This is a genomic window from Paenibacillus sp. 01T422, from assembly GCF_056398785.1.
Window position 1 is genome coordinate 1 of record NZ_JBFTQB010000406.1, and the last position, 8408, is coordinate 8408.

8 protein-coding genes and 1 pseudogene are annotated in these 8408 nt (G+C 47.3%); 4 read left to right on the forward strand and 5 right to left on the reverse strand.

What is annotated here, in order from left to right; all coding sequences use genetic code 11:
• The first annotated feature begins 80 nt into the window (after positions 1-80).
• From proC to AC1DUA_RS21475, 4 genes are read left to right on the forward strand one after another with little or no spacing between them, the layout of a single operon-like run.
• Entirely contained in the window at positions 81-950 is an 870-nt protein-coding gene (gene proC / locus AC1DUA_RS21460; RefSeq protein WP_477501708.1) for a pyrroline-5-carboxylate reductase, read from the forward strand.
• Between the two features lie 42 nt (positions 951-992).
• A complete protein-coding gene (locus AC1DUA_RS21465; protein WP_477501709.1) occupies positions 993-2261 on the forward strand; it encodes a 2,3-diketo-5-methylthiopentyl-1-phosphate enolase in 1269 nt (422 codons plus the stop codon).
• Complete coding sequence (locus tag AC1DUA_RS21470; protein WP_477501710.1) at positions 2258-2920, forward strand: 2-hydroxy-3-keto-5-methylthiopentenyl-1-phosphate phosphatase; 663 nt, start codon at positions 2258-2260, stop codon at positions 2918-2920. Before AC1DUA_RS21465 ends, AC1DUA_RS21470 begins: the two co-directional genes overlap by 4 nt.
• Entirely contained in the window at positions 2917-3405 is a 489-nt protein-coding gene (locus tag AC1DUA_RS21475) for a class II aldolase/adducin family protein (protein WP_477501711.1), read from the forward strand. The genes AC1DUA_RS21470 and AC1DUA_RS21475 overlap by 4 nt, the downstream gene beginning before the upstream one ends.
• A 396-nt stretch (positions 3406-3801) precedes the next feature.
• Here the strand turns inward: AC1DUA_RS21475 and AC1DUA_RS21480 are convergent, their stop codons facing one another.
• The 5 genes and pseudogenes from AC1DUA_RS21480 to AC1DUA_RS21500 form a co-directional block, all read right to left on the reverse strand.
• Positions 3802-4482: a DnaD domain protein gene (locus AC1DUA_RS21480; RefSeq protein ID WP_477501712.1), complete on the reverse strand. Its 681-nt coding sequence runs from the start codon at positions 4480-4482 to the stop codon at positions 3802-3804.
• Positions 4483-4516: 34 nt separating this feature from the next.
• Positions 4517-5812, reverse strand: coding sequence for an asparagine--tRNA ligase (gene asnS / locus AC1DUA_RS21485; protein WP_477501715.1), 1296 nt, complete (start codon positions 5810-5812; stop codon positions 4517-4519).
• Positions 5813-5911: 99 nt separating this feature from the next.
• Complete coding sequence (locus tag AC1DUA_RS21490) at positions 5912-7120, reverse strand: acetate/propionate family kinase (protein WP_477501713.1); 1209 nt, start codon at positions 7118-7120, stop codon at positions 5912-5914.
• Positions 7117-7989, reverse strand: a complete 873-nt coding sequence (locus tag AC1DUA_RS21495; RefSeq protein ID WP_477501714.1) for a 3-hydroxyacyl-CoA dehydrogenase family protein — start codon at positions 7987-7989, stop codon at positions 7117-7119. The genes AC1DUA_RS21490 and AC1DUA_RS21495 overlap by 4 nt, the downstream gene beginning before the upstream one ends.
• A gap of 222 nt (positions 7990-8211) precedes the next feature.
• Positions 8212-8408, reverse strand: a pseudogene (locus tag AC1DUA_RS21500) (ATPase); the annotation flags it as partial.

Consider the following 8408-nt stretch of genomic DNA (forward strand, 5'->3'; position numbering starts at 1 on the left):
CCTTAACTTCAACCAAATACCGTATCTACGGAAACGGTCAAATACGTCCATAGTTCTTACAATTTGAGGAGGAATGTACGATGTCCACAACTTTATCCCAAGCCAAAATTGCTTTTGTCGGTGCAGGCTCCATGTCGGAAGCCATCATCCGAGGTCTGATCCAGACCAAAGTAGCTGATCCACAGCATATTTATGTAATGAACCGTTCTGATCAAGATCGGTTAGCTTTTCTTCGTTCGGAGTACGGCCTGCAAGCTACTTCTGATCCCGTTACCAAAGAAGCTTACCTACGCCAAGCGGATGTCGTTGTGCTTTGCATGAAACCCAAAGATGTTGTGACCGCTTTTGAAGATTTGAAACCATTTTTGAATGAAGATCAATTGCTCGTTTCCGTCATCGCCGGCCTATCCATCGCCAAAATGGAAGTATTGCTGGATTCGAAAATGGCTATCGTTCGGACAATGCCGAACACGTCCTCAACGATTGGATTGGGAGCTACAGGAATGAGCTTCTCTGCAAACGTTAATGATACATTCAAGCAGCTTGCAACCCAAATGTTCGAAGCAGTGGGCATCGTGTCCATTGTTGAAGAAGAGAAACTTGAAATTCTTACTGGCGTATCCGGCAGCGGTCCTGCTTATGTCTACTATTTCATGGAAGCTATGATCAAAGCTGGCATCGAAGGCGGTCTGACCGAGGAAGACTCCCGTCAATTAACACTGCAAACCGTGCTTGGCGCCGCACATATGGTCCAGCATACACAAGAAGATCCGGCTGTGCTTCGTCGTAAGGTAACGTCTCCAAATGGCGCTACACAGGCTTCAATTGAAGCGTTGGATCATTACCAATTTACGGAAGCTATTACGAAGGCCGTATTCCGCTCAGCTGAACGGGCCAAAGAAATGGGCGAGCAGATCGCAGCCCCAAGTCCAGTGAGCAAATTGTCCTAAATGAACGAGGTTTTATTCTAGCAAAGCAGGTGAACATTTACGATGAGTGCATATTGTTTAGCCACATATCGGAGTTTCGATGAGAAAGCCGATTTTCATAAAAAAGCAACTGGCATTGCTGTCGGCCTGACAGTCGGCTCTTGGACCGAACTGCCTGAGGCTCAGAAGGCCCAAATGGAAAAGCATCTCGGCAAAGTGATTGCCGTGGAGGTTCACGAGCCTGCGCCTGGAGAGCCGATCGCTACGCGCTATGCGGATATTACGATCGCTTATCCCGACGTCAATTTCAGCCGGGATATCCCTGCGCTTTTAGTCACCGTTTTCGGTAAACTGTCCATGGACGGCAAAATTAAGCTTATTGACTTGAAATTCTCCACCGACTTCCTTGCTGGCTTCTCCGGACCGAAGTTCGGCATGCAAGGCGTGCGCGACCTTCTTGGCGTGCATGACCGTCCGCTGCTGATGAGCATCTTCAAATCCGTTGTCGGCTATGAGCTGCCAGCGCTGCGCGAACAATTTTATTTGCAAGCGGCAGGTGGCGTGGATTTAATCAAAGACGATGAAATCTTGTTTGAAAATCCATTGACTCCGCTTGAGAAGCGGATTGAGATTTGTATGGAAGCAGCTGAACAAGCCTCCCAAGAAACTGGCCAGAAGCTGCTGTACGCCGTTAATTTGACCGGCCCTACATCGAAGTTAGCTTCCCAAGCCAAGAAGGCGATTCGGGCAGGAGCTAACGCTCTTTTATTCAATGTATTAGCCTACGGCTTCGATGTCCTGCATGAGCTAAGCGCCGACCCTGAGATTGCAATTCCGATTATGGCGCATCCAGCAATGGCTGGTGCAACGTATCCTTCACCGCATTATGGGATCTCTCCTTCTGTGCTGCTAGGTAAATTGATGCGTCTTGCAGGAGCAGATCTGGTGCTCTTCCCTTCTCCTTACGGTTCTGTCGTCATGCCTAGAGAAGAAAACCTAGCAATCAAGCATGTGCTGCTAACAAACGACCTACATACTGATTACAGCTACAATGCTCCGGCAGATGCTCAGTTGAAACTGGCTGCTTCCTTCCCTGTTCCGTCTGCGGGTATACATCCTGGCTTGGTCCCTCTCATTCTGAGAGACTTCGGTCAGGACGTTATTGTGAATGCAGGCGGAGGTATTCATGGTCATCCGCTTGGTACAATTGCGGGAGGACGAGCATTCCGTCAAGCGATCGATGCAACCCTGCAAGGAATACAGCTTCGCGACTACGCCCAAACACATCCAGAATTACAATCAGCTATTGACACTTGGGGGATCAGAGAATGAGTAAGGAGCGCATCATTTTTTGCGATTTTGACGGTACCATTACCGTGAACGATAACATTGTGGCTATCATGAAACATTTTAACCCAGATGGTTGGGGAGCGATCGTGGAACGCATTTTAGATAAAAGCATGTCGATTCGTAAAGGCGTCGGTGAAATGTTCGCCCTATTGCCTACTTCGCGCAAAGATGAAATTGTTGAGTATGCCATTCAGAATGCGGTCATCCGCGATGGTTTCGGGGAATTCGTGGACTACTGCAAAGAACAAAACATCAAGTTATTAATCACAAGCGGGGGTATCGATTTCTTTATTTACCCGCTTCTGAAGCCATTTCCCATTCCACACGAGCATATTTACAGCAATGCCTCCTCATTCGAGGGCAGCGTCATTGAAATTTTGTGGCCTAACAAATGTGATGAGCATTGCCAAACAGACTGTGGTATGTGCAAAACAAGTATCATACGTTCTTATGATGCCAATCGTTATGAGCGGATCATCATCGGAGACAGCATTACAGATTTCGAAGGAGCTAAGCTGGTCGATACGATTTTTGCTCGCTCCCATCTTGTCGATATGTGTGAGAAGCTCGGATACGCGTATTACCCATTCGATAACTTCTTCGATATTATGAAGCAACTGGAGGCTGAACCTGTAGCATGAGTATTTTACTGGAAGAGAAACAACGCGCTTTCGCGGAACTGCGCGAAATTAAAGCCAATTTAGCAGCAAGAGGCTGGTTTCCTGCGACAAGTGGCAACTTATCCGTTCGTGTAGGCGGTTTTGAGCCTGACCAATTCACTTTTGCCATCACATCAAGCGGCAGAGATAAAATTTTTAATAATCTGATTTCAGAGCTTTATTGGGAGCGTAAAAGCATTCCTGTCGATGGCGTTGAGCTGATCAAAGCCTTCAACATTTGGGATGAAGAAGCGCAAATTGAGATTCCGATTTTGCCAAACTATGCAGAAATCCCGCGTATTGCCGCGCTTGTTGAAGACGCCATTATCCCGCGGATTCCTGGCATCGTCCTGCGCAAGCATGGCATTTATGCATGGGGTGCAAATGCGTTCGAAGCTAAACGTCATTTGGAAGCTTTCGAATTCCTGTTTGAATACGCATATCGCTCTCATTTGCTGAATAAATAATGTGATCTGCTGCAGTAGAAAACTACAAGAGGCTGTCCCGAAGGTCTGTAATGACCTAAGAGACAGCCTTTTTTTATAAACCGGATTCGGTAACTTTAATGCCAAATGTAGAGGGAACTACGATCCGTTATTCCTACGGAATGAATCGATTTCCTCTTAGTAGCGGAACTATGAGCCTCTATTCCCCCCATTTTAACCTCTATGTACGGTTATTTGCACAAATAAAGCCCTGTAGTTCCGCTTCGCCCCTGCTATCAACGGATAACTCATAAATAGCGCCCTGTAGTTCCTATAAATCTTGCATGTCGCTATAATTTTATAACTCATTGACCCTGCAGGCAGAAAAATAGACTGTCTCGCTAGCAAATCACTCTGCTTTGGAGACAGTCCCTAATGTTATCTAGATTGTCTGAAACGTTGTGAATATTCCTTCGCTTGATCCACTGTACCTACTCGGTTACGGCTCCACTCCAGCAGAATCCGGTCAATATAACGGAAGTGTACCTTGCCGGCAAAAACAGCTTCCTTCAATGCCGTCATAATGAGGTCTTCCTTGTATTGATCCTTGTCTAACCAGCCGCTGATCGTTTCGAGCTCCATCGGTGTTAATGGCCGCGCAAACTCTTTTTCGAACGTGGAGAAAATATTTCTGGCTCCCTCATCGATCGGCAGTGCCATGCGCACAGCTGATAATTTGGCCAGTTCTTGCTCAGCTACCTGTTTGGCTAGCCTACGGTAAAGCGGTGTAAGATTATATCTCTCACTGCGAATCCCAGTCGATTCTTCCATGTCTTCATCAATCGTGATGAATTGCTCATGAATCAACTTCTGCAAGCTGGAAATGACCAGATCAGGGGAAGCCGACATGCGGGATTGAATCTCATCCGTGGTTGGAAAGTCGTACTTTTCTTTATCCAAAAAGGAAATGAGATGGATTAGCGTCATGACCTCGATTTCGCTTAACTGAAGGGCACGATAGTTCTTCAGCAGAAGAAGCGGTACCGCGACGCTGCCTTCCTGAAAGCTGGCCAATAGGACGGCCTCGATCTGCTGCTGTGTAGTGAACGATTTACTCATCCGGTCTCCTTTCTACCTTTGGTCGATAAACGGATTACGGATATAGACGATATAGCAAACGTGGGAATGGAATGGTTTCGCGAACGTGATCTAGCCCGCAAATCCAAGCAACGGTACGTTCAAGACCAAGGCCGAAACCAGAATGCGGCACAGTTCCGTATTTCCGTAGATCGAGATACCATTGGTAAGCTTCTTTGGACAAATCATGCTCTTTGAAACGTTGCTCCATTAATTCCGGATCATCAATCCGCTGACTGCCTCCGATAATTTCACCATAACCCTCAGGCGCAATCATATCCGCACATAATACGACTTCCGGACGGCTAGGATCTGGTTTCATGTAAAATGCTTTAATTTCAGTTGGCCAGTGTGTAATGAACACAGGTGTTTCATACTCTGCGGCAATGGCTGTCTCATGCGGCGCTCCGAAATCTTCGCCCCATTCGAATTCATGCCCGTTCTTTTGCAGAAACTCAACGGCTTGATCATACGTAATACGCGGGAAGGAGCCTTTGATTTTCTCCAGCTTGGACGTGTCACGCTCTAAAGTTTCAAGCTCTTGCGTACAATTTTTGAGTACCGTTTGTACGATATGCGATACGAATTGCTCCTGAACTTCGAGGTTTTCGGCATGATCCACGAACGCCATTTCTGGCTCGATCATCCAGAACTCAATCAGATGTCTTCTAGTCTTTGATTTCTCTGCACGGAACGTAGGCCCGAAAGAATACACGCGACCCAGCGCCATCGCAGCCGCTTCCATATACAACTGTCCGCTTTGTGTCAGGAAGGCATCCTCATCAAAGTATTTGGTGTGGAACAAATTCGTTGTTCCTTCGCAAGAGGAAGGAGTCAGAATCGGCGGATCTACCAGATGGAAGCCGCGATCATTGAAGAATTGCTGAACAGCTTGAATGATCTGAGCACGAATTACTAGAACTGCACGTTGGCGCGGACTACGAATCCACAGATGGCGGTTATCCATCAAGAAATCAACGCCATGCTCCTTCGGTGTGATCGGATATTCTTCCGTAATTTGAATGATCTCGACGCCGGTAACATCAAGCTCAAAGCCGCCTTTGCTTCGCGTATCCTCTTTCACATTACCTGTTATGTACAGCGAGCTTTCTTGCGTCAGCTTGGAGGCCGCTTCCCATACGTCTTCTCCAACATCACTTTTCACCACAACACCTTGTATATATCCTGAACCGTCTCTAAGTTGTAAAAATTGAATTTTACCGCTAGACCGTTTCTTGTTTAGCCAACAGCCAATTGTAACTGACTCGCCGACATGATGTTTGACTTCACCAATCGTACATTTCATACTAATTTAGTACCTCCTTGAGTTTTCGTGCGAACCTTCCTCTGCCGGGTTGCCCCAGTCGCTAATTTCGGCGCTTTTCTATTGTACACTATTTCGAGCAAAGATTCAGTGTGTGCCTGATTGAACTAAATCATAGGTGTCTCTGGCGATAACCCACTCTTCGTTCGTTGGTATGACCAGCACCTGCACTTTGGAATTTATCGTTGAAATACGTCGTTCCAGCCCTCTTCCCGTGCGATTTGCGGCATCGTCGAATTCCACCCCGAGGTAAGTCAGATGCTCGCATACTCGCTTGCGCAGCACCTCTGAATTCTCGCCGACACCAGCAGTAAATACAATGGCATCCACGCCATTCATGGCCGCGGCGTAAGCTCCGATGTATTTGCGCAGGCGATACTCATACATCTCAAAAGCCAGCTTGGCGTTCTTATCTCCCGCCTCCATCGCTTCTGTGATCTCCCGCATATCGCTGGATAATCCAGAAATCGCTTGCAGTCCGCTGTGCTTGTTCAGCATGGAGGAGATCTCGCCAATCGTTAGATCCTCCTTGCCCATCGCATAGGGCACGATCGCAGGGTCCAGATCGCCGCTGCGCGTGCCCATCATCAGACCTTCGAGCGGGGTCATCCCCATGCTCGTATCCACCGACTTGCCGCCCTCTATGGCGGCGCAGGAAGCTCCGTTACCGATGTGACAGGTAATGAGCTTCAGCTGCTCCAGAGGGCGTCCTAGAAAGGCTGCGGCGCGTTCGCTGACATAGTTGTGCGATGTGCCGTGAAAACCATACCGGCGCACCTTGTGCTTCCGGTACAGTGCCATCGGTACCGGGTACAGGTAAGCCTGCGCCGGCATGGTTTGATGAAAGGCCGTGTCGAATACAACGGCCTGCGGAACATTCGGCATGTTCGACTCCACGGCGGATATGCCGAGCATATGCGCCGGATTGTGCAGCGGCGCCAAATCAAAGAGCCGCTTAATCTCCTGCTTCACCTCGTGGTCCACGAGGACGGAGCTTTTGAAGCTTTCACCGCCGTGAACGACGCGGTGACCGACAGCATGAATCTCTGCCGTTGACGCGAGCACACCGTGCTCAGGATGAACGAGGAGCGCAAGCACCTTGCGTATCGCCGTTGTGTGCTCCAAAATTTCATTAACCTCGTGAACTTCAGGTTTATCCTTCGGCTCATGTACGAGGATGGCTGTTTCCATCCCAATCCGCTCCACGCGGCCCTTAGCCAGAACCGTATCATTTTCCATATGAAAAAGCTGATATTTGAGTGATGAGCTCCCCGCATTAATGACGAGAATATTCATAACCTGTCACCATCCTTGTCATAAAGGAAAAACCCTTCTCCCGTTTTGACGCCTAAATGACCGGCACGCACCATTTTCTTCAGTAGAAACGAAGGCCTATACTTAATGTCCCCATAATCGCGGAACATCCCTTCTAGCGCATCATGCACCGCATCCAAGCCAAATCTATCGCACATCTCTAATGGTCCGTACTTGAAATCGTAACCGATCCGCATCGCGGTATCGATGTCTTCCGCCGAAGCCACACCTTCGGACAGTGTGTGTAAAGCCTCATTGATGAGCGTGCAAATCAGTCTGGATGTAATAAAACCAGGCGACTCATTGACTTTAATGCCTTTTTTATGAATGAATTCATCAACAAATCGTCTCGTTTGTTCGAAGGTTTCGTCAGACGTTTTCATCGCCCGGATAATCTCTACGAGATTGACTTTCGCAACCGGATGCAAGAAATGCAGGCCAATGACCCTCTGCGGATGCGTCGTGATAGCCGCTATTTCAGTTACGCTGAGTGTTGATGTGTTCGTCGCTAAAATAATAGATGGATTGCAAATTTGATTCAATTGAAAGAAAACATGCTTTTTGGCATTCAAATCCTCCGTAATTGTTTCAATGACCATATCGCATGCGGCCATGTCTTGGAGGGAATCCGCTTTCTTGATTTTAGCTAAAATGAGCTTTTTCTCTGTTTCCGTCAAGGCCCACCGTTCAATTTGTTTATCTAAACTAACCTGGATTTGCTCGAGGGCGCGATCCAGCTTCTCTACTGTTTTCTCTACAAGTAATACCTCTAGGCCACTGGCTGCAAGCATTTCAGAAATTCCTTGCCCCATCGTGCCACCACCAACAACACCAATCGTTTTAAACACCATACCAGATTTCTCCTTCTTTAGAGCTCATACTTATCATTCACAACAGATGGGCAATACAACCTAGGAACCCACTCATATCATACAATTTTTACTTCCAAATTTCATTACTAGTCACAAAACCTTGCGTAAGCTTTACGAGCTTTGACACAAATTGAACATAAAAAAAAGGCTGTCCCGAAAGCAGCCTCTCTATCGCTACTTTCGGTGACAACCTTGGTTATCTTATGCACTTTGTGAAACAGAAGCATCGAATAATTTACGGAACGTATCACCCGAGATGACTTCTTCCCCCATCAAAATAGCGAAGGAATGATCAAATACATTTCTCTGCTGCTCCAGCAGCGACTTGGTCCGTATCATAAGTGCTTCAAGAATAGTCGTATTCTCTTTCATCAATTGATCCTTGGTGACCATTTCAC